Consider the following 20,622-nt stretch of genomic DNA (forward strand, 5'->3'; position numbering starts at 1 on the left):
TCGTGTAATTTGTGGCAAAAAAAATTATAATGTTGCAATTGGTGCGGCTAAACAACTTTCTGGAATATCAAAAGCGTTGACCAAAGCCACAGCATCTGGGCGAATATCCCAACACAATTGATTGACGATTTTACGAATCGCTTTTGTTTTAACAGCTTCCATATAACCGTCTTCAAGATACCAGGCTTTGTTTTTTTCGATCTGCGAAAGCGCAAATAATTGATATAATTTGGTTAATATTTGTTTCGAATTTTCATCTTTAATTGTTTTTAAAGCTTCTTGAAATTGCTCTAAAACAATTCGTTCCAAATACGCCTGAGCCACATCGATCATTTGATGCTGTACGACATTAAAAGCATCATAAGCTTCTAAACCACCATCAACTAATTTTTTGATACGTCGCGCCGCCGATGCTAATATTGTTTTTTCTCTATGAACAAAAGCTTGATGATGGAATTCTGAATCCAACAAATGTTCATCTTCAGTTCTTCGCGTTGCAATTGGGTTTTTCTCGGATAAAGCAGTTTTGGCATTTTCATACACATAATTAATGATACCGAGTGAACCCATTTCACCAAAAGATTTTCTGAATTCAGATAAACGGTTTTTAGCAACCAATTGCATCAAAACGGTATTATCTCCTTCAAAAGTGGTATAAATTTCGGTATCATTTTTTAATGCATCTATTCGGTTTTCAGATAAATATCCTTTTCCACCACAGGCTTCACGACATTCTTGCAAAATATCTCGCGTACTCCAAGTCGAGTATGATTTTAATCCTGCGGCTAGAGCCTCAATTTCTTGCATTTCCGCCTCAGTTCTGTTCAAAAATCTATTCGTAAGATATTGAAGTGCAAAATGTACTGCGTATGTTTTAGCCAAACTCGGCAATAATCTTCGTTGATGCATTCTGTAATTCAAAATTGGGACTTCAGATCCGCCTTCTGGTCCGAATTGTCTTCTTTGATCGCTGTAGCGAATGGCAATGGTCAATCCTGATTTGGCTGCCGCCAAAGCCGAACGTGGAATTCCGATTCTTCCTCCCACTAAAGTTCCCAACATCGTAAAAAATCGTCGATTATCACTCGGAATCGGACTTTCGAATTCTCCGTTTTCATTTACAGAAGCAAAACGATCCAACATATTATCTTTCGGAATCACGACATTATTAAAACTGATTGTTCCGTTATCAACACCATTTAAACCCATTTTATGGCCACAATCGCCAATTGTAACTCCGTTTAAAACATTTCCATTTGGGTCGCGCAACGGAACCACAAATGCATTTACGCCATAATCGTGATCGTCGATAATTAATTTAGCAAAAACAGTTGCCATTTGTCCATGAACTGCCGCATTACCAATATATTCTTTTTGCGCGTCTTTATTGGGTGTATGAATCGTAAAAGTCTGATTACTGTAATTATAAGTTGCCGTAGTTTCTAATCCTTTTACATTTGATCCATGATGGGTTTCGGTCATGGCAAAACAGCCTGGAAGTTTCAGCGAACCAATATCATTTAAATATTTTGCATAATGTTTTTCGGTTCCAAGTGACTGAACGCTCATTCCCCAAAGTCCAAATTGAACACCGAATTTAATTACCAAACTTAAATCGTGATAACTCAACGTTTCCATTATTGCAAAATAATCTTCTACGTTTCCTCCTCCTCCATATTCCTTCGGATACGCCATATTTCCAAGATTTTCTTCGGCTAGAATTTTGCACCAATTGTAAACTGTTTGGCGAAAAACATTTATATCTGTAGAAGTTTCGTATGCAAATTCAGGTCGGGAAATAATTGATTTTACTCTTTTTATGATTGGAGCTTCTTTCCCGTCTAACAATTCTGTTATTTTCTTAATATCAAGATTGCTTGTCGTTTGAGAATTTGCCGTAAACGAATCTGCTTTTGTTTTGAAATTCTGAAGCGCTTCTTCGCCTAAAATTCCGAGATCATTCTCCAATTTTGTAAAATCTGATTCTATCGGTGTTAAATCCAAATCACTACCAGAAAGTGCTTTCGCTATATCAAAAATTGACTTGATAGACGATTTATCCTGAATACTTTTTTCAATATCCAATTTCCATTGTGTGAGTTCATTTCGCGAAGGCGGATTTGACACATCAACTTTTGAGAGCAAAAACGCTTTTTCTTCTTCTGATAAAACATTTAAGGAATTTATAAACTCTTTTAGTGTCGAAAATTCTTTCTGCGTCAGAAGATCATCAGACCACACTAAATAAAACAAAGGAAGAAAGGCTTGAAGCTTGGTATTTTTCATATAAATAGGATTCGGTTTTTAATAGTTTTCTGCAACAGATTAACACAGATTAAAGGGATTTTTTTAGCCACGAATTACACAAATTTTCACAAATTTCTTTTTTTATTAAGCATTAGCTCTAAATAAATCTAATTCGTGAAAATTCGCGTAATTCGTGGCTATCTAACTTTATACATAAAACAATTAATCCTATTAATCTATGGTTTATCTTAAATTTACTGCATAAAAAAACAGGAATGAAAAATAATCATTCCTGTTTTAAAACCCTGTTAAGATTCTCGTAATTTTACTTTCTAAACCAATAAAAAATGCAAAACCAACTATTGAGAATCTTTAGACGACAGGATATATTTTTGTCTTATCGCAAAAATATGATGTGAATTAAAAACTAACACCGCTATAAAAATTATGCTGTAAGCCGCAATCTGCAAAGTGCTGATCTTTTCATTAAAAACAAAAGCGGCTAACATAAAAGCAATCATTGGATTAATATTCAACAACATTCCCACAGTTGAAGAAGGAAGTCCTGAAAGCGCAAACAAATTCAGAAATAGCGGAATTATAGTAAACGCAATTGCAATGGTTTCAATGAAAAAATAAAATTTAAATTCTGTTGGCACTGGTCCGCTATATGCTGGATAAAAAGGCAATAAAACCAGCGCTGCCAAAGTAATATGAAATGTTAGCACAATGAATTTATCAAAACCTTTATTGATTCTTTGGCTTACCAAATATGAGGCATACGTCAATCCGATGATGATGCTGAAAAACATATCCATAATATCTGCGTAAGAAAGCAGCAAACAACCTAAAATACTTAATCCAACGGCAAGCCATTGTGTTTTAGCTAATTTTTCTTTCAGTAAAAAATAAGCCAATAAAGTCGTCAAAATCGGGCAAACCAAATAAGCCAGTGAAGTTGCTTTAACACTCACATGATTCATTACATAAATAAAAGTGAACCAATTTGCCATTAGAAAGAAGCTTCCGCCAATGTTAAGCAAAACTGCTTTCTTCTTTTCTAAAGAAGAAAGCGCAGCGAAACTCCCCACGGTTTCTTTTATTTTGCTTCTTTTGAAAAGAAAAGCAATCAACAGCATTAAAATACTGCAGCTGAAAACTCTAAAAAATAAAATATCCAAGGATTGATAATCATGAATTGGCCTCAAGACCAAACTGAAAAATCCCCAGACTGTATAAGCGGTAATCGCTGCTGTATAATATTTTGTTGTTTTCACGATTTCTATTTCTTCTTTTTTCTGAGACAAATTTCTTAAAAATAAAACAGCAATACAGATACAGTTTTTGTAAATTGCAGCGTAACAGTTTATTTTATGAAATGAGCATAACCGTAAAATAGTCGCAAACACCAATGAAAATATGCGAATTACATAATACCTATAAAAAACAATAAATATCACAATATGAAAAGTTCCAATTACTTGTATTTACAGTTTGCAGATGTTATTGAAAAACAAATCAAATCTGGTCTTTTGAATGTTGGCGACAAATTACCATCAATAAGGGAAGTCTGTGCCGAAACCGGTTACAGCATGAGCACCGTAAGCAAAGCCTATTATGAAGTCGAAAGCAGATCGTTGATTGAATCGCGTCCGCAATCGGGCTATTATGTGAGTAATATTTCGGCCAGAGTTATTGCGGAGCCTTCTGCAAGTAAGCCAGTTTTGAAAGTTGAAAATATTGACCGTGAAGATTTAGTCGATTTGGTTTATGGCGATATGCGACTTAAAGATATTACAATGCTTTCGCTCGGTTTTCCGTCAAATGAATTGTTGCCAATTGCAAAATTGAACAAAGGAATGGTTCAAGCTATGCGCCAATTGCCAAACAGCGGTACAAGTTATGAGGAAGTTCAAGGAAACAGCAACTTGAGAAAAGAAATTGCGCGCTGGTCTTTTACTTGGGGTGGTTCTTTGACCGAAGATGATATTATTACAACACCCGGCTGTATTTCTGCCATTTCGGATTGTTTACTGACTTTGACAAAACCTGGAGATACCATTATTACTGAAAGTCCGGTTTATTTTGGTATTCTGCAACTGGCAAGATCTTTAGGTTTGTATGTGATGGAACTTCCAACCAATATGACAACCGGAATAGAGCTTGAAGCCGTAAAAAAAACACTAAAAACCAACAAAGTAAAAGCTTGTGTTTTGATGAGCAATTTCAGCAATCCTTCTGGAAGTATGATGCCGATTGAACATAAAAAGGAAATTGTACGCTTAATGGATCTTTATAACGTTCCGCTGATTGAAGACGATATTCACGGTGATTTGTACTTTGGTGCAAGCCGACCATCAAATTGCAAAACTTATGATGAAAGCGGTATTGTACTTTGTTGCAGTTCGGTTTCTAAAACTTTGGCGCCCGGATATCGTGTTGGCTGGGTTTCTCCAGGGAAATTCAAAAAAGAAATTCTGCGAACAAAATTGTATCACACGATCTCCTCTCCTACAATTACACACGAAGTTGTTGGTGATTTCTTGAAAAACGGCCGTTACGAAAATCATCTTAGAAAAATCCGTCAAATCTTGAATAGAAACTGCAATAATTACATCAATACCGTTTTAGAATCATTTCCGGCAGGAACAAAAGTAAGCCAGCCTCAAGGCGGATTTTTTCTTTGGGTAGAATTGGACAAAAAAATTGATACTGCTGCGTTTTATCATTTGGCAATGAAACACAATATCAGCATTGCGCCGGGGAGAATTTTCTCTTTTCAGGATCAGTTTTCAAACTGTATGCGTCTAAGTTTTGGTCTTCCTTGGACAAGTGAATTGCGAACCGCTATTCAAACTTTGGGAAGATTGGCGAAGCAATTGTAAATATGCGTAAGGTTTGTCATTCCGAGGAACGAGGAATCTCCGCAAGAAACTCTACAAAGATTGGCGATTTACATTGTCGAGCTACTCGCGCAGATTCCTCGTTCCTCGGAATGACAAAACTGTACGTTTTTTTTAATAAAAAACCAGACAGCGCCACTAATTAAAACGCTGCCTGGAACAAATTGAGAAACCAAGTCAATTATTTTTTATAAAACATAATAAGCACCTTTTTCAGCTTTTTTAGGTTCTTCGTTCAACTCAAATTCTTTCAAAATATCAAATTCACTTTGATATTCGTTCAGCATTTGCTTGATATTTTTTTCAATTGTATTTGCAATTGCTGTTACTGGAGTATCTGTAGGTCTGTTTTCAAACGGATCCTGCAAATGAATCGCCATTCTTTCGATTAAAAAGAAAGCTGCTCCAATTGCTGTAATCAATGGAATTGCAAACCAGCTCAATACACTTGTCAAGCCAAAAGGCAACAGCAAAATAAACAAGCACAATGTCAATCTGATGTACATACTGTATGTCGTTGGAAAAATGGTGTTTTTAATTCGCTCGCATTTTCCCATATGATCACATAATCGCGATAAAGTATTGTCGATTTCAACTTGCTGATATTTGTTGAATCGTTTGTCGTTTTTGGCATTTCGCAAATCTCTTCCATGCAACATTAAAATCGCATTTGGGACATTCTGGTGATTTTTGATATATTTTATTTCCTCTTCACTCATCAAACCTTCAAGCGGTTTTATAGCATCTTTATTTCGTAGCGCCTGCCCTAAACTATAACACCATGCAATTTGTCTTTTTGCAAAGTTTTCTTTGAATTCGCTTGCCTCAACTGAAAAATCAGGGTCTTTGTAAAAGGTTAAAACCTGACGAATCAAACTTCTGGAATCGTTTACAATTGCACCCCATACAATTCGGGCTTCCCACCATCTGTCGTATGCCTGATTTGACTTAAAAGCTAATAAAAGCGATATAATGGTTCCAATCATTGTTGGAATTGCAATAGGAATATCTACAGGCAAATTGATGAAATAATAATGAAAAATCTCAAATAAAATCGTGTACGCTAACACAAGTACAATTTCTACTTTAATTTTCCCGAGAACGTACTTCATTGGTATTCTTTTCTTTAACAACATATTTTCGGTTTTAAATTAATGTTTTCTTCTTTTTAGTGATTGGTAATTAGTCCTTAGTGATTAGTATTTTAGGTTGAATAAACAATCTTAAAAGTCATGTTTTATCGCTATTCACTAATTACTAAGAACTAATCACTTTTTACGCCATTTCTTCGTACAATGAAAGAACCGGAAGTCCAAGTTTTTCATTGATGTTTTCTTTTTTCTTCTTTTTGAATTTGATTTTCTCGCCTTTTCGAGTTTCAACTAACAAATCGATTTCATATTTCGAAATTGCTTCAGACAAATAAGGAGCAAGATTTTCGTAATCATCATCAATTTTAGAAGTCTGGCTTACAATTTCGTATGAGAAATTCTCATTCAAAAATTGCTGTACATCTTTAACATGCATATTGGCGCTGCCATTTTCAATGTAAAGTGCTTTTGTGAAATCTTCTTTTAAATTCTCATTTCCTAAATGCAGAATTGGGCATTTTTGATTTCCGGCTAATTGAATCAAATATTGATGAATACGTTTTGTTTCTTGTTTATATGAATTCGTCAAAATGACCAATTTTACCGAGAAATGCTCAATAACACGTTTGAAAATTGGCGATGAAAGTCCGTATTGATTGTGGACTTTTATTTTGCAGTTTGGAGTATGCTCTACTATATATCTGCAAGTTTCCAGAACTTCTTCCTGACTGATGGTAAGCCCTGTTTTCATTTCGCGCAAATAAAATGAAGAAGAAAAAGAATCCGGAGTTTCGGCAACCATCAATAAAATGATTTCACAAGCCGAATCTTTGCTTTGATTTACGGCAGATTTTACTGCGCAAATGGTATCATTTTTTAAAGTAGTGGGTATAAGGATATTTTTCATAAGTATAATCGTTTAGTTTATACATACAAAATAACTCCCTGTAAATTAGAAGGGTATTAATCTTAAATTAGAATTTTCTAAGATTCAACATTAGAATTTTTAATGTTGTTTTTCTTGAGTTTTGATTTGTTGAAAATAATGGTAACTATTGTTCCTTTATTTTGCTCAGACTGTACTTGGATTTCTCCATCATGCATTCGAATGATTTTTGATGCCAAAGGAAGTCCCAAACCGTAACCTATATATTTAGTAGCAATTTTTCCTCTAAAGAAAGGCTCATACAAATGCGGAATATCTTCCGGTGGAATTCCAATTCCGATATCATTAATGGCAATTTTAATCGATTCCTTATTAGCAGAAAGCGTTACAAACACCTCATTATTATCAGAATATTTCACACCGTTTGTGATAATATTGTTGATTGCCAATTCTAAAAGCGGTTTGTTGCACGGAATTAAAAGCAAATTAGAATCTTTTGGTGCAAAATTGAGTTTGATGCTCACACGGTTGTCTGGATAAATTTTATCCAAATCAGATTTTACATCCAATAAGAGTTCATCGATTCTCGCAATATCCAAAACCTGTTTTTTTCCATCGTAGCCAGTTTGAGTCAGCTTCAGCAAACTTTCGGTCAAATTTCCTAATCTTGATGCCTGACTGTAAATATTCTGCAGCGATTCAATATATTCAGAAACCTGACGCTCTTTTAAAAGCATAATTTCCGACTCGGCAATAATCGTTGTAATTGGTGTTTTTAATTCGTGTGAAGCATTATTTATGAAATTGGCCTGAATTTCAAACGAAGTTTCCAATCGATCCAACATATCATTAAAAGTATGTGTCAGATCTGAAATTTCATCTGAATTTTTGACTTCTGGCAATCTATTATGAAGATTTGATGCACTAATTCGGTTCACCTCTTTTGTAATTCTTGCAACTGGATCAATGACTCTTTTTGCTAAAAAACGACCTAAAAAGAAAGCCAAAAGCACAAATCCAATACCGCCAAAAAGCAATATTTTTACAATATAAATACTCGTTGTTTTTCCTCTTCGATCTCTTGCGCCAACAATAACAATATATTTTTGGTTGCTTTCTGTAAAAACCTGACCTAAATAATACTTGCTGTTAACTTCAAAATAATCTTTTCCGGTATTTAGAATGTTCGTATAAAACTCGTTGGGTAAATTCAGCTTTGTATTATAATCAAAACTATTGGCGCTGTTTATTTTAAGAACATATTCTTCTTCTTCAATAAGTTCTTCCAGTCCATTTTTTTTTAGATTGCTGTAGTATTTTATTTTTTCGGGATCTTTTTGAAAATGAATCGAAGCTACAATTTTAGCACGATCTTCTAACCTTTTTAAAAAGTGATAACGGTTATTTTCTCTAAATAAAACAAAAACAATAATACATAACAATAACGTGCTAAAAGTCGATAAAGCTACATAATTGAACGTAATTTTTTTTCTTATATCCATTTTATAGCTGTATAACATAACCCAAACCTTTCATGGTATGAATTAGTTTGATTTTATAAGGTTTATCGATTTTCTTTCTCAAATAATTGATATAAACATCTACAACATTTGTGTTCATATCAAAATTAATATCCCAGACATTATCTAGAATTTGATCGCGGGAAACAATTCTGCCAGCATTTCTGGCTAAATAATACAATAATTTAAACTCTTTAGCGGTCAAAACAATTGCTTCTCCATCTCTTTTTACAGATTTGGCTTTTCCGTCTATCTCTAAATCACCAATTATGATTTTATCGATTCTTTCTGTATCCTGACTGGCTCTTCGATGTAAAGCATTTACTCTGGCATCGAGTTCTCCAAATTTAAAAGGCTTTACCAGATAATCATCAGCGCCGGCATTTAATCCTGTTACAATGTTTTCAGAAGTTCCTAAGGCAGTTAAAAGCAAAATTGGAACGAAGTTTTTGCTGGCGCGAAGTCTTCGGCAAATTTCAATTCCGTTGATATCCGGAAGCATAACATCTAAAACGACAACATCGAAATGGTAATTGTGAATCATTTCGAGAGCCGTTTTGCCATCGAGAGCCACACTTACTTCGTTGTTGTTTTCAGCAAATCCTTTTCTTAAGATCGACAAAAGATTTGGTTCGTCTTCGACTATTAGTAACTTCATTTAAATTTGGATATACAACAAAAATAAGGATTGAAGTCAAAAATGTAAATCAGAATAGTTAAAAATTATGATTTAATTATGAACAACTCGTTGGGTGCAATTAATTCAAATACATAGAAACATAGATTTAAGATACTTAAAAAAGGCGTTTCACTTGTTCAAAAAAACATAGTGCTATGTGTTAGAAAAAAGAATTACACGTAATGGGTTAATTTTTTGCTTTTATAAAAACAGCTTGAAATTGCTAGAAAGTTTCGCCTGCATTTAAATAAAATCCTTTTGAATTGTTTCCCCAAGCCAAATCAGCAATAAGATTGGTTCTTGTTGCTTTGTCAATTAAAATGCGGAGTCCAAAACCAAAAGCCGGCTGTACATATTCAAAAAGCTTGGTATTGGAATCTGAATTGCTTGTTGTCACGAAGTTTGTAAAAACAGTACCACTGAACATTTGATTGCAGGTAAGCGGAAATCTGAATTCGGTAGCCAAGTAAACCAAATTTGTTCCTCTAAACAATCCCTGAGTATATCCCTCCCCGCTTCGGCTTCGTTGGTCCCAGCCAATTGCCGGCAAATTCAAATAAGGAACTTTTCCTTTCGTAACAAATTGTCCGTAGGTCCAAAGTGCCAAAATATATCTTTTGTCTTTTTGCGAAACCGGAATAAAATTTCGGTATTCAGCATACAAAACGTTGCTTACTTCCTGATTATCAAACAAAACCGGATTAAAGCGATAATTGATATTGGCAAACCATCCGTGACTTGCATTTACTTGATTGTCTCTTGAATCATAAACCAAATTAAGGCTCATTCCATTTAAAAAATATTCTTTATCATCAAATCCGTATTGCTGGCTATAATTATAATGATAGGTCAAATCTCCGTTTGCAACATCAAGATTTTTGTCAACAATACTAGAATACCAATCGATATTGATACCGCCACCAACATAAAAGTTTGGACGAACTTGAAAAGAAATAGACTGATGAAATTTGAAATAATTATAATCCATTGGCTGTGCAATAGAATCAATACTGAAACCTGGCTCCTGATTTCGTCGAGGCGGAATAATATTTGTTCCTAAACCATAATTAGGTTGCGAAAATATGTATAATCGATAATCGCCACTCAAGAATATCTTGTTGTTTTTCAGCAAAATATTGTTCTTGACATTTACCAGCCATTGTTTTTTTGTAGTATAGGTTATTCCAACATTGGCAATGGAATATTTGTCTGCTTTTTCTTTTCCTTTAAATGTATATTGTGCCACAGCACCATAAAAAAATCCTGTTGCTGGCTGGGAACCAATTGCTGGAATAATCAAGAAAAAGCTATTTTTCACAGGTTTTACAACATAAACAGAATCCTTTTTTTTAAAGATTTCTAATATTGTTTTAGGAGGGCAAATCTTTGAACTGTCAATTTCAGTTTGGGCATTCAAATTAAATTGAATAAAAAAGAACAACCCTAAGATTTTAAATGTATTCTGAAAGTAATTATTTTTTAAAAATTTTACCATGCTAAGTTTTAATTTTTTGAAACAATAATCAATTCATATGTAAATATATAGCTTATTTTCAAGATTTTACATTACTAAATCAATAAATGTAAAATAAAAAAAAGCCGTCGATAAAATGACGGCTTGTTATTATTTTTGTAATATCAAATACTATTTTGTGATAAATTTTGGGTGGATCAAGTTTTCCAAAGAATAAATTTCATCCCATTTTTCTTGTGTTATTAGTTTACGTTCTAAAACTGCAATCTGATGTACACTTTTATTTGTTTTTAAAGCTTCTCCAGCAATACTTGCACTCTCTTCATAACCAATAATAGGGTTTAATTGTGTTACTATTCCAATGCTGTTCATTACCATATTATAGCAATGATCTACATTTGCAGTAATTCCGTTTATGCATTTATCGATTAAAGTCTGGATCGCATTTGAAAGATAATCCAAAGACGTAAACATTGCAAAAGCAATAACTGGTTCCATAACATTCAATTGCAATTGTCCTGCTTCTGCCGCCATTGTCACGGTTAAATCCTGACCAATTACATAAAAACATGTCTGATTTACAACTTCTGGAATCACCGGATTTACCTTTCCAGGCATAATCGAAGAACCTGGCTGGCGTGCAGGAAGATTAATTTCGTTTAAACCAGTTCTTGGCCCAGAACTCAACAATCGCAAATCGTTACAAATTTTTGAAATTTTAACCGCAGAACGCTTTAAAGTTCCCATAATTTGAACATAAGCACCTGTATCAACAGTCGCTTCAATCAAATCAGGTGAAAGTGTTAATGGAATTCCGACTTCTTCAGCAAGATATTTTACGCAAATTTCTGGATAACCTTCAGGTGCATTTACTTTTGTTCCAATGGCAGTTGCTCCCATATTGATTTCTAGCAACAATTCCTGAGCATTTTTCAAACGCTGAATATCTTCACCAATTGTCGTTGCATAAGCTTTAAATTCTTGCCCTAAAGTCATTGGCACAGCATCTTGAAGCTGCGTTCTTCCCATTTTCAAGACTTCTTTAAACTCCTCTCCTTTTTTAGCGAATGCAACTTCTAAACCAGCGAAAGTTTTAATAAAGCTTTCCATTTTTAAATACAAAGCAATTCTAAATGCTGATGGATACGCATCGTTTGTTGACTGTGAACAGTTTACATGGTTATTTGGATGAAGGAAATTGTATTCTCCTTTTTTATGACCTAAATATTCCAATCCGATGTTTGCAATTACTTCATTGGCATTCATATTCACCGAAGTTCCTGCTCCACCTTGAATCAAATCGCTCACAAATTCTTTGTCAAATTTACCAGCAATAACCTGATCGCTTCCGTAGCAAATCGCTTCCGCAATTTTAGGATCGATTGCATTGCAGTCTTTGTTTGCCAAAGCAGCAGCTTTTTTCACATACCCTAAAGCTTTAATAAATAAGGGTTCTTTTGAAATTGGAATTCCGGTAATATTGAAGTTTTCTACCGCTCTAAAAGTCTGAATTCCATAATATAAATGATTGGGAATTTCTAATTCTCCTAAAAAATCATGCTCTTTTCTTGTTGATTCCATATAATAAATTGATATGTTTTTGCTTAAAAAAATAAGTGTAAAGCTACATCAAATTATGGATTAAAAATGTGAACGAAATCAAAATCATTTATAATTTGTTCTGATTTTTCTATAGTAAATTAGTAACTTTTCAGCCTCAAAATAATTATCAAAAAAAACTTGAAAAAGGAAAGCGAATATTTTCTTGACAAAGAATACAATACTATTATTTACGACAAAGACGATCTCAATTTCAAGGATTTTGAATGCTGCGTTTTTAATAATTGTAATTTTTCTGCCTGTACTTTTCTTGCTGTTACTTTTATTGACTGCGTTTTTAATGATTGCATTTTTAATGAGGCAAAAATCAATTACGTTGCTTTTAGAACTGCCAAATTTAATAGATGCCAAATTAAAGATGTGAATTTTGCGATGTGCGATAAATTGATTTTCGAAATCGAATTTAATGACTGCATTTTGGATTTCTCCAAATTTTACACCTTAAAATTGAAAGGAACCTTTTTCACCAATTGCAGTTTGATAGCCGTAGATTTTATGGCAGCAGATCTTACAAATGTTGTATTCTACAATTGCGATTTATACCGCTCTGAATTTGACAAAGCCATCGCCAACAAAACCGATTTTAAAACGAGTTATAATTATACTATTGATCCATCGAAAACTAAATTGAAGAAAGCAGTTTTTTCTATGAAGGAAGTAAAAGGGTTATTATTTAAACATGATGTGATTGTGAGTTAATCAAATAAAAAAAGCCAGTTTAAAACTAGCTTTTATATGTTATATATATTTCGAATTTTATCCTACTATTACATCTCTTTTCATGATAACTAATTTTAAAATTACATACAATATTACAGATAAATAATACAATTTGCAATTTATTGATGTTAAAGTATTACACAACTCCCAAATCATCGCCTGATTTAAATTTCTTAGTTGTTATAGCATCTTTAGAATAAAAATCCTTCACAAAAATATTTGTAAAACCAGACAATGAATGCTTTGCAATAACAGTAAGTCTAATATAAGATGAAGCATCGCTCCAATTATTCTCAATATCTTCTACAGTCCTCACTCTCATTGCATGCAAACTGTTAGTATCATTTTTTTGTTTACATGGTATATAAGAAATAAAATTGTCTTTTAAAAGAATATCTTTTCCTTGAATATTCATTCCGCCGACACCTCCAACTTGCTTATAAAAAGTTGGTTCTACCCTAATATCAAATATTTCAGAATTTGTTTTATTTATAAACTTAAAAAAATAATTTGTCTGTCCTTCAAAAGTAACTTTACTTATATGGGAAGAAATTTCTATTTTAACTCTTTTCCTATTTAGGAAATACATTAAAAATAAATATGATGATATTACGCCTGTGAGAATGCTTATTACTATACTTAAAAGTACCTCTGTCATGTTTTAGTTAAATTAAAAAGACAAAACTAAAAATTTTTAACAAGATAAAAACTACTTTATTTAAATATTTTTTACCATCACATAATCCTCCATTAAATAACCATTTCCAATTTCTATATCAACCGTTTCTTTAATCTCAAAACCTAGTTTTTTATAGAAATTTAAAGCCGTATTGAAACGGTTTACGTTTAATAAAAGTGCCACCGAATTATTTTCTGAAGCCATTTTTCCGATTTCTTCAAAAACTATTTTACCATAACCTTTTCCTTGCGTTTCTGGCAGCAGATATATTTTATGGATTTTAGTTATAGCTTCGTTTTTATAATTATGTTCAATTCCAATAAAACCAATTACAGATTCTGAATCAGAAATCAAATAAAACAACTGTTCTTTATTCTGAATTTGTTTTGAGAGCGCTTCATCAGAATAAATGAGATTCAACATATAATCTAATTGTTTTGAAGTCAAAATTTCGCCATAAGTAATTGGCCAAGTTATGTGTGCGATTTCTTGAATTTTAGGAATATCTTCAACAAATGCTTCGGTAATTTGAATCATATTTATTTTTTAAAAACTTGATTTTCTTGTTCGCTTACGCGGATGAAAGTCGTTCGTTTAGTCAATTCTTTTAATCTTGAGGCTCCAACATAAGTGCAAGTGCTTCTTATTCCGCCTAATATATCTAAAACTGTATAAATCACGTCGCCTTTAAATGGAACTTGAACTGTTTTTCCTTCACTTGCTCTATATTCTGCAACACCGCCTGAATGTTTGTCCATTGCAGTTTTAGAGCTCATTCCGTAAAATTGTTTGAATTTTTCGCCTTTTACTTCGATTAATTCTCCACCGCTTTCAGTATGTCCTGCGAGCATTCCACCTAACATTACAAAATCGGCTCCGGCGCCAAAAGCTTTAGCAACGTCTCCAGGAGTTGTACAGCCGCCGTCGCTTATAATATGCCCGCCTAAACCATGAGCGGCATCGGCACATTCTATAATTGCAGATAATTGTGGATAACCTACGCCAGTTTTTACTCGTGTTGTACACACAGAACCCGGACCAATTCCGACTTTTACAATATCAGCGCCGGCTAATAGTAATTCTTCGGTCATTTCTCCTGTAACTACATTTCCGGCAATAATTATCTTATCAGGATATTGTTTTCGGGTTTTCTTTAGAAACTGAACAAAATGTTCTGAATAACCATTAGCAACATCAATACAAATAAATTTCAGTGATGGATTTGCAGTTATTATTTTTCCAATTTTATCAAAATCTTCTTTGCCCGTTCCTGTACTTACAGCGATATAATCGTAAATATCTGAAGTAACGTTTTGTAGAAATTTGTTCCATTCTTCGAGAGAATAATGCTTATGAATAGCTGTAAAAAGCTTTTCCTTTGCCAAAACCTTCGCCATTTCAAATGTTCCAACTGTGTCCATATTGGCACCCATAATTGGAATTCCCGTCCAAGATGCTGTACTGTGCAAAAACTTGAAATTCTGCTCCAATGAAACTTCCGATCTGCTTTTGAGCGTTGATCTTTTTGGTCTAAACATTACGTCTTTAAAGCCAAGCTTTAGGTCCATTTCTATTCTCATAATTCGAGATTTTGGTTACTCTCAAATGTAAGAATTTCTGATTTTAGATTTCAGATATTAGATTAACAAAAAGTTGAACTTTTGAACAATTAGATTAGTGATTTGCTTAACGTGACAAACCTGAAACTTAAAACAAAACAAACAAAAAACTTATCCGTGGATTGTTTCTCCTTTTCCGTAATTGGTAATGATTGATTCTTCAAAAGCTAGCCATTCTCTCCAGCGTTTTTCGACGTCAATTCCAACTCCGTATTTACGTGCATAAGTAATGAATGTAGTATAATGTCCCGCTTCGCTTTCCATTAATTCTCTATAAAAAACAGCTAATTCTTCATCTTGAATATTTTCCGAAAGCACTTTAAAACGTTCACAGCTTCTCGCTTCAATCATTGCAGAAAAAAGAAGCCTTTCAACAAGACCAGAAACACGGCTTCCGTCTCCGCTTCTTTTCATATATTGGTACAATTCATTTACATAATCATCTTTACGTTCACGACCTAATTTCAATCCGCGTTTGATGATAATATTATGAACTTGCTCAAAATGATCTACCTCTTCTTTTACCAAAGCCAATAAATCCTGAACCAAATCCTGATGTTCTGGATTGTTTGTAATAATTGTAATCGCATTTGTTGCAGCTTTCTGCTCGCACCAAGCGTGATCAGTCAAAATTTCTTCTATATTTTTCTCAACAATATTTACCCATCTTGGGTCGGTTGGCAATTGTAATCTTAGTACGCCCATTTTTTTAAGTCTTAAAGTTTGAAAGTCGAAAGTCATAAAGTCATTGGAAAACTTTAAAAGAAAAATCGAAGATCAAAAACTAAAGATAGAAATTTACATTCCATTTTTAGGCTTTCGACCTTCGACTTTATGACTTTTGACTAATTTTTAATATGCAAAAATCGGTCTTTCGCTCATTAATTCGTTTACTTCTTCAGCAACTTCTTCGATAAGATCTTCGTTTGTATGATCAGTAAGAACTTTATCGATTAAAGCTACGATAGTTTCCATATCTTTTTCAACTAAACCACGAGTTGTGATTGCAGCTGTTCCAACACGAATTCCAGACGTGATAAATGGTGATTTATCGTCAAATGGAACCATGTTTTTGTTTACTGTGATTTCAGCTTTTACTAATGCATTTTCAGCTTCTTTACCAGAAATATTTTTATTTCTTAAGTCAATAAGCATCATGTGGTTGTCAGTTCCGCCAGAGATAATGTTGTAACCTCTTTTTACAAAAGCATCAGCCATTGCATTTGCATTTTTTTGTAATTGCATTGCATAAGTAAAGAACTCATCTTTTAATGCTTCACCAAAAGCAACTGCTTTAGCAGCAATAATATGCATTAAAGGTCCACCTTGATTTCCAGGGAAAACAGCTAAGTCTAATAAAGAAGACATCATTCTGATTTCTCCTTTTGGAGTTGTTAATCCTTGCGGATTTGGGAAATCTTTCCCCATTAAAATCAAACCTCCACGTGGCCCACGTAATGTTTTGTGAGTCGTTGTAGAAACAATATGGCAATGTGGAATTGGATCACTTAATAATCCTTTTGCAATAAGACCTGCTGGGTGAGAAATATCAGCAAATAAAATAGCTCCAACACTGTCAGCAATTTGTCTGAAACGAGCAAAATCCATATCACGAGAATAAGCCGAAGCTCCAGCGATGATTAATTTTGGTTGTTCTTTAGTTGCAATTTCTTGAATTTTATCATAATCTAAACGGCCAGTTTCAGCATCTACACCGTAGAAAACTGGACGGTACAAACGACCTGAAAAGTTTACAGGAGAACCGTGAGTCAAGTGACCACCGTGAGATAAATCAAAACCTAAAATAGTATCTCCAGGATTCAAACAAGCATGATAAACAGCAGTGTTTGCTTGAGAACCTGAGTGAGGCTGTACGTTTGCATACTCAGCACCAAATAATTCTTTAGCTCTGTCAATTGCAATTTGCTCAATAACGTCAACTACTTCGCAGCCTCCGTAATATCTTTTGCCAGGATAACCTTCAGCATATTTATTCGTTAAAACAGAACCAGCTGCTGCCATTACTTCATCACTTACGAAGTTTTCAGAAGCGATAAGCTCTAATCCGTGAATTTGTCTTTCTTTTTCCTCTTGGATAAGATCAAAAATTTGTTCGTCGCGTTGCATTTTTTCGTTTTTCGTTAATTTGATGCAAAAATACAAAAAAACGTTTGTCATACAGTTAGATTATGATATATTTGACATGTAATTTTTCAACAAATAATTAACATCTAACATGCCAATAACCGCCAACGATACCAAAAGAAAATCATGGTTAGAAGTGCCAGAAAATAGCGACTTCCCTATTCAAAATATTCCTTTCGGTGTATTTCTTACTAAAGAAAATGTCGTTACTGTAGGAACACGAATTGGCGATTACGCTATAGATTTAGGGGCTTTACAACAGTTAAACTATTTTGAGGGAATAGATTTGACTGATGATATGTTTATGCAGGATACGCTGAATGATTTTATTTCCGACGGAAAAAAAACATGGCGTTTAGTTCGAAATCGTATCGCCGATATTTTCGACGAAACCAATCCACAACTTAGAGATTCAACAAAAGATCGCGATATTGTTATTTTTAATATTGACGATGTCGAGATGCAATTACCCGTTTTAATTGGCGATTATACCGATTTTTATTCAAGTAAAGAACACGCTACAAACGTAGGTAAAATGTTCCGTGATCCAGAAAATGCTTTATTGCCAAACTGGTTGCATATTCCAGTTGGATATCACGGAAGAAGTTCTACAATCGTTCCGTCTGGAATTCCGGTTCACAGACCAATGGGACAAACAATGCCTGCTGGCGGCGATTACCCAGTTTTTGGACCTTCTCGTTTAGTAGATTTTGAACTTGAAACCGCTTTTATTACTACTGACGTCAATATTATGGGAGAAAATATCCCAACATATGAAGCAGAAGATTATATTTTCGGAATGGTTTTATTGAATGACTGGAGCGCACGTGATATTCAAAAATGGGAGTATGTACCTCTTGGACCTTTCTTAGCTAAAAACTTTGCAACGTCAATTTCTCCATGGATTGTGACTATGGATGCTTTGGAGCCATTTAGAACAAAAGGACCGAAACAAGATCCATCTCCGCTTCCTTATTTACAAAGCAAAGGAAAAAAAGCTTTTGATATTCATTTGGAAGTTTCAATCAAACCTGAAGATCAGGAAGAAACTATAGTTTCTAAATCTAATTTCAAATACCTATATTGGAACATGAGCCAGCAATTGGCGCATCATACTTCAAACGGATGTCGTGTAAATTCTGGTGACATGATGGGTTCTGGAACAATTTCTGGTCCAACTCCAGACAGTTTTGGTTCTATGCTGGAATTGACTTGGGGAGGAAAAAATCCGATTCAATTGAATGGCGGTGGAGAACGTAAATTCATTGAAGATCATGATACTGTAATTATTCGAGGTTTCTGCGAAAATCATGACATAAGAATTGGTTTTGGAGAAGTCTCAAGTCAATTATTACCTCCATTCATCAGACAATGAAGAGAAGATAAATCTGAAGAGATATAAAAAATGAAAACCTTGTTAGAATCTAACAAGGTTTTTTTATTTGAAGAGGATTAATTTTAAATTCTTTAAAAATAAATTAATTATAAAAACAGATATAGCGGGCTTCCGTTATTTTAAGTTCGTGGTTGTTTTTATCAACGAACTTCATAGGTTCGCTTGGCTCAAATTGTACGTCTTGTACCAGTACAAATTGCTTTTCATCGACTTTATAGTGCACTGTTTTTTTCTGCATCTGATGCTCTAGTATGAGTTCATCGCTAGTACGTTTATAAAATCCCGTACCACCTAAAGAAGTAATATCTTTTTTATCATTGGTAATTCCTTCTGACATAAAAGTAAATTCATTACCATTTATGAATTTAATCTCTTTAAAAAGCAAACCGACATCTGAACCTGAATTAATTTTTTCAAATTTACCATCAATTTTAACCTCAATTTGATAACGCTTAAGCTTCCAAGTCTTACCAATCAAATTATTTGAATTACAAGAGATCAATAAAATTAATATGGAACTCAAAAGAAAAAAAGGGAATCTAAATTTGTTTTTTCTCATTACCGACTGTGCTTTAATGCATTTCTAAGTTTCTATTTTCTTAAGCAGGAATCTGCTGGCTCAAACAATGCAAAGTTCCGAATCCCCAGATGAAATCAATACAGCTAATCCCGATTACTTCTCTATTTGGAAAACATTCTGACAATATATTTAAAGCTACGCGATCGTTACTGTCGTTGAATGTTGGAACTAAAACACAATTATTTAAAATTAAGAAATTAGCATAACTCGCTGGTAAACGTAAATCTTCAAAATCTACACGTTTTGGCATTGGCAACGCTACAATTACTGGAGATTTTCCGTTTTCTAGTTTTGCATTTTGCAAACGCTTCAAATTGTCCTGCAAAGGTTTATAATTTGAATCGTTTTTATCAGTTTCTACAATGGTCACGATCGTGTCTTCGTTTACAAATCGGCATAAATCGTCGATGTGGCCGTGTGTATCATCGCCTTCGATTCCATCTCCAAGCCAAATTACGTTAGTAACTCCAAGATATTCTTTAAAAACAGCTTCGTAATCTTCTTTTGTAAAACCTTGATTTCGAACCTGAATGGTTGGATGCATTAAACATTCTTCAGAAGTCAATAAAGTTCCTTTTCCGTTTACATCAATTGCACCACCTTCAACAATTACTGGTTTTCCTTTATACATTACCTGAGTTAACGGAACATCAATAAAATCAGCTACTTTTCCTGGAACAAATTTATCTAACTGATAATTTTTATATTTTGCCCAACCGTTGAAGTTAAAATTCAATGCTTCTCTTTTCGAACCATTTTTCACAATAATTGGTCCCGAATCACGCATCCAACTTCTATTCGTTTTATGAATAATATAAGAAACGTTTTTAATATTAACGCGAGCTCTTTCAAGCATATCAGCAACTTTTTCTTTCAGTTTTTCATCGGCTACGACCAAAAAAACAGTTTCAAAAGTGGCTACTTTTTTAATGAATTCTACAAAAGCCCATTGAATAGCTTCATATTTTCCTGGCCAATCGTTGCCATTATGCGGAAAACACAATACAATTCCTTGCTGTTTTTCCCATTCTGCTGGAAATCTTCTATTATTTGTTGACATAAA

The 20,622-nt window shown here is 33.7% G+C and carries 18 protein-coding genes; 3 read left to right on the forward strand and 15 right to left on the reverse strand.

From position 1 onward, the window contains the following. Positions 1 to 24 precede the first annotated feature (24 nt). Positions 25 to 2,286: an acyl-CoA dehydrogenase family protein gene (locus EYY60_RS21680; RefSeq protein ID WP_132991360.1), complete on the reverse strand. Its 2,262-nt coding sequence runs from the start codon at positions 2,284 to 2,286 to the stop codon at positions 25 to 27. A 320-nt stretch (positions 2,287 to 2,606) separates the two neighbouring features. Then, a complete protein-coding gene (locus EYY60_RS21685) occupies positions 2,607 to 3,524 on the reverse strand; it encodes an EamA family transporter (RefSeq protein ID WP_132991361.1) in 918 nt (305 codons plus the stop codon). 186 nt (positions 3,525 to 3,710) lie between these two features. On the opposite strand from EYY60_RS21685, the gene EYY60_RS21690 reads away from it, so the two are divergent. Further along, positions 3,711 to 5,132, forward strand: a complete 1,422-nt coding sequence (locus EYY60_RS21690; RefSeq protein ID WP_132991362.1) for an aminotransferase-like domain-containing protein — start codon at positions 3,711 to 3,713, stop codon at positions 5,130 to 5,132. Between the two features lie 206 nt (positions 5,133 to 5,338). Here the strand turns inward: EYY60_RS21690 and EYY60_RS21695 are convergent, their stop codons facing one another. From EYY60_RS21695 to aspA, 6 genes are all read right to left on the reverse strand, one after another. Next, entirely contained in the window at positions 5,339 to 6,286 is a 948-nt protein-coding gene (locus EYY60_RS21695; protein ID WP_132991363.1) for a bestrophin family protein, read from the reverse strand. Positions 6,287 to 6,425: 139 nt separating this feature from the next. Then, complete coding sequence (locus EYY60_RS21700; RefSeq protein ID WP_132991364.1) at positions 6,426 to 7,148, reverse strand: adenine nucleotide alpha hydrolase family protein; 723 nt, start codon at positions 7,146 to 7,148, stop codon at positions 6,426 to 6,428. A 77-nt stretch (positions 7,149 to 7,225) separates the two neighbouring features. Beyond that, positions 7,226 to 8,629, reverse strand: a complete 1,404-nt coding sequence (locus EYY60_RS21705) for a sensor histidine kinase (RefSeq protein ID WP_132991365.1) — start codon at positions 8,627 to 8,629, stop codon at positions 7,226 to 7,228. 1 nt (position 8,630) lies between these two features. After that, positions 8,631 to 9,305, reverse strand: coding sequence for a response regulator transcription factor (locus EYY60_RS21710; protein ID WP_132991366.1), 675 nt, complete (start codon positions 9,303 to 9,305; stop codon positions 8,631 to 8,633). Positions 9,306 to 9,549: 244 nt separating this feature from the next. After that, positions 9,550 to 10,821 carry a BamA/TamA family outer membrane protein gene (locus EYY60_RS21715; protein ID WP_132991367.1) on the reverse strand — a complete coding sequence of 424 codons (1,272 nt, stop codon included), beginning with the start codon at positions 10,819 to 10,821 and terminating at the stop codon, positions 9,550 to 9,552. A gap of 150 nt (positions 10,822 to 10,971) precedes the next feature. Continuing rightward, complete coding sequence (gene aspA, locus EYY60_RS21720; protein WP_132991368.1) at positions 10,972 to 12,381, reverse strand: aspartate ammonia-lyase; 1,410 nt, start codon at positions 12,379 to 12,381, stop codon at positions 10,972 to 10,974. 159 nt (positions 12,382 to 12,540) lie between these two features. Between aspA and EYY60_RS21725 the strand changes: the two genes are divergently transcribed. Continuing rightward, positions 12,541 to 13,119: a pentapeptide repeat-containing protein gene (locus EYY60_RS21725; protein WP_132991369.1), complete on the forward strand. Its 579-nt coding sequence runs from the start codon at positions 12,541 to 12,543 to the stop codon at positions 13,117 to 13,119. Between the two features lie 157 nt (positions 13,120 to 13,276). Here EYY60_RS21725 and EYY60_RS21730 read toward each other — a convergent pair whose 3' ends face one another. From EYY60_RS21730 to glyA, 5 genes are all read right to left on the reverse strand, one after another. Then, a complete protein-coding gene (locus EYY60_RS21730) occupies positions 13,277 to 13,798 on the reverse strand; it encodes a hypothetical protein (protein ID WP_132991370.1) in 522 nt (173 codons plus the stop codon). Between the two features lie 60 nt (positions 13,799 to 13,858). Then, positions 13,859 to 14,356, reverse strand: a complete 498-nt coding sequence (locus EYY60_RS21735) for a GNAT family N-acetyltransferase (RefSeq protein WP_132991371.1) — start codon at positions 14,354 to 14,356, stop codon at positions 13,859 to 13,861. Between the two features lie 2 nt (positions 14,357 to 14,358). After that, complete coding sequence (locus EYY60_RS21740) at positions 14,359 to 15,399, reverse strand: GMP reductase (RefSeq protein WP_132991372.1); 1,041 nt, start codon at positions 15,397 to 15,399, stop codon at positions 14,359 to 14,361. A 150-nt stretch (positions 15,400 to 15,549) separates the two neighbouring features. Next, positions 15,550 to 16,143, reverse strand: coding sequence for a tRNA-(ms[2]io[6]A)-hydroxylase (gene miaE / locus EYY60_RS21745; protein ID WP_026729503.1), 594 nt, complete (start codon positions 16,141 to 16,143; stop codon positions 15,550 to 15,552). Positions 16,144 to 16,290: 147 nt separating this feature from the next. Further along, positions 16,291 to 17,565 carry a serine hydroxymethyltransferase gene (gene glyA / locus EYY60_RS21750; RefSeq protein ID WP_132991450.1) on the reverse strand — a complete coding sequence of 425 codons (1,275 nt, stop codon included), beginning with the start codon at positions 17,563 to 17,565 and terminating at the stop codon, positions 16,291 to 16,293. A 109-nt stretch (positions 17,566 to 17,674) separates the two neighbouring features. Here glyA and fahA point away from each other — a divergent pair, with 109 nt between their 5' ends. After that, positions 17,675 to 18,958, forward strand: coding sequence for a fumarylacetoacetase (fahA, locus tag EYY60_RS21755; RefSeq protein WP_132991373.1), 1,284 nt, complete (start codon positions 17,675 to 17,677; stop codon positions 18,956 to 18,958). A 103-nt stretch (positions 18,959 to 19,061) separates the two neighbouring features. Here the strand turns inward: fahA and EYY60_RS21760 are convergent, their stop codons facing one another. Both EYY60_RS21760 and EYY60_RS21765 read right to left on the reverse strand, forming a co-directional pair. After that, positions 19,062 to 19,538 (reverse strand): hypothetical protein, encoded by a 477-nt coding sequence (locus tag EYY60_RS21760; protein WP_132991374.1) that lies wholly within the window; start codon positions 19,536 to 19,538, stop codon positions 19,062 to 19,064. Positions 19,539 to 19,578: 40 nt separating this feature from the next. Further along, complete coding sequence (locus tag EYY60_RS21765) at positions 19,579 to 20,619, reverse strand: agmatine deiminase family protein (RefSeq protein ID WP_132991375.1); 1,041 nt, start codon at positions 20,617 to 20,619, stop codon at positions 19,579 to 19,581. Between the last annotated feature and the right edge of the window lie 3 nt (positions 20,620 to 20,622).

The organism is Flavobacterium zhairuonense, from assembly GCF_004352915.1.
Taxonomy (GTDB): domain Bacteria; phylum Bacteroidota; class Bacteroidia; order Flavobacteriales; family Flavobacteriaceae; genus Flavobacterium; species Flavobacterium zhairuonense.

What these genes read in the sequence shown, in the direction of transcription:
- EYY60_RS21690 (WP_132991362.1), top strand. Translation starts at nt 3,711, where the DNA reads ATGAAAAGTTCCAATTACTTGTATTTACAGTTTGCAGATGTTATTGAA.
- miaE (WP_026729503.1), bottom strand. Translation starts at nt 16,143, where the DNA reads ATGGGCGTACTAAGATTACAATTGCCAACCGACCCAAGATGGGTAAAT.
- EYY60_RS21710 (WP_132991366.1), bottom strand. Translation starts at nt 9,305, where the DNA reads ATGAAGTTACTAATAGTCGAAGACGAACCAAATCTTTTGTCGATCTTA.
- EYY60_RS21760 (WP_132991374.1), bottom strand. Translation starts at nt 19,538, where the DNA reads ATGAGAAAAAACAAATTTAGATTCCCTTTTTTTCTTTTGAGTTCCATA.
- EYY60_RS21765 (WP_132991375.1), bottom strand. Translation starts at nt 20,619, where the DNA reads ATGTCAACAAATAATAGAAGATTTCCAGCAGAATGGGAAAAACAGCAA.
- EYY60_RS21715 (WP_132991367.1), bottom strand. Translation starts at nt 10,821, where the DNA reads ATGGTAAAATTTTTAAAAAATAATTACTTTCAGAATACATTTAAAATC.
- EYY60_RS21740 (WP_132991372.1), bottom strand. Translation starts at nt 15,399, where the DNA reads ATGAGAATAGAAATGGACCTAAAGCTTGGCTTTAAAGACGTAATGTTT.
- EYY60_RS21705 (WP_132991365.1), bottom strand. Translation starts at nt 8,629, where the DNA reads ATGGATATAAGAAAAAAAATTACGTTCAATTATGTAGCTTTATCGACT.
- EYY60_RS21730 (WP_132991370.1), bottom strand. Translation starts at nt 13,798, where the DNA reads ATGACAGAGGTACTTTTAAGTATAGTAATAAGCATTCTCACAGGCGTA.
- EYY60_RS21695 (WP_132991363.1), bottom strand. Translation starts at nt 6,286, where the DNA reads ATGTTGTTAAAGAAAAGAATACCAATGAAGTACGTTCTCGGGAAAATT.
- glyA (WP_132991450.1), bottom strand. Translation starts at nt 17,565, where the DNA reads ATGCAACGCGACGAACAAATTTTTGATCTTATCCAAGAGGAAAAAGAA.
- EYY60_RS21735 (WP_132991371.1), bottom strand. Translation starts at nt 14,356, where the DNA reads ATGATTCAAATTACCGAAGCATTTGTTGAAGATATTCCTAAAATTCAA.
- fahA (WP_132991373.1), top strand. Translation starts at nt 17,675, where the DNA reads ATGCCAATAACCGCCAACGATACCAAAAGAAAATCATGGTTAGAAGTG.
- aspA (WP_132991368.1), bottom strand. Translation starts at nt 12,381, where the DNA reads ATGGAATCAACAAGAAAAGAGCATGATTTTTTAGGAGAATTAGAAATT.
- EYY60_RS21700 (WP_132991364.1), bottom strand. Translation starts at nt 7,148, where the DNA reads ATGAAAAATATCCTTATACCCACTACTTTAAAAAATGATACCATTTGC.
- EYY60_RS21680 (WP_132991360.1), bottom strand. Translation starts at nt 2,286, where the DNA reads ATGAAAAATACCAAGCTTCAAGCCTTTCTTCCTTTGTTTTATTTAGTG.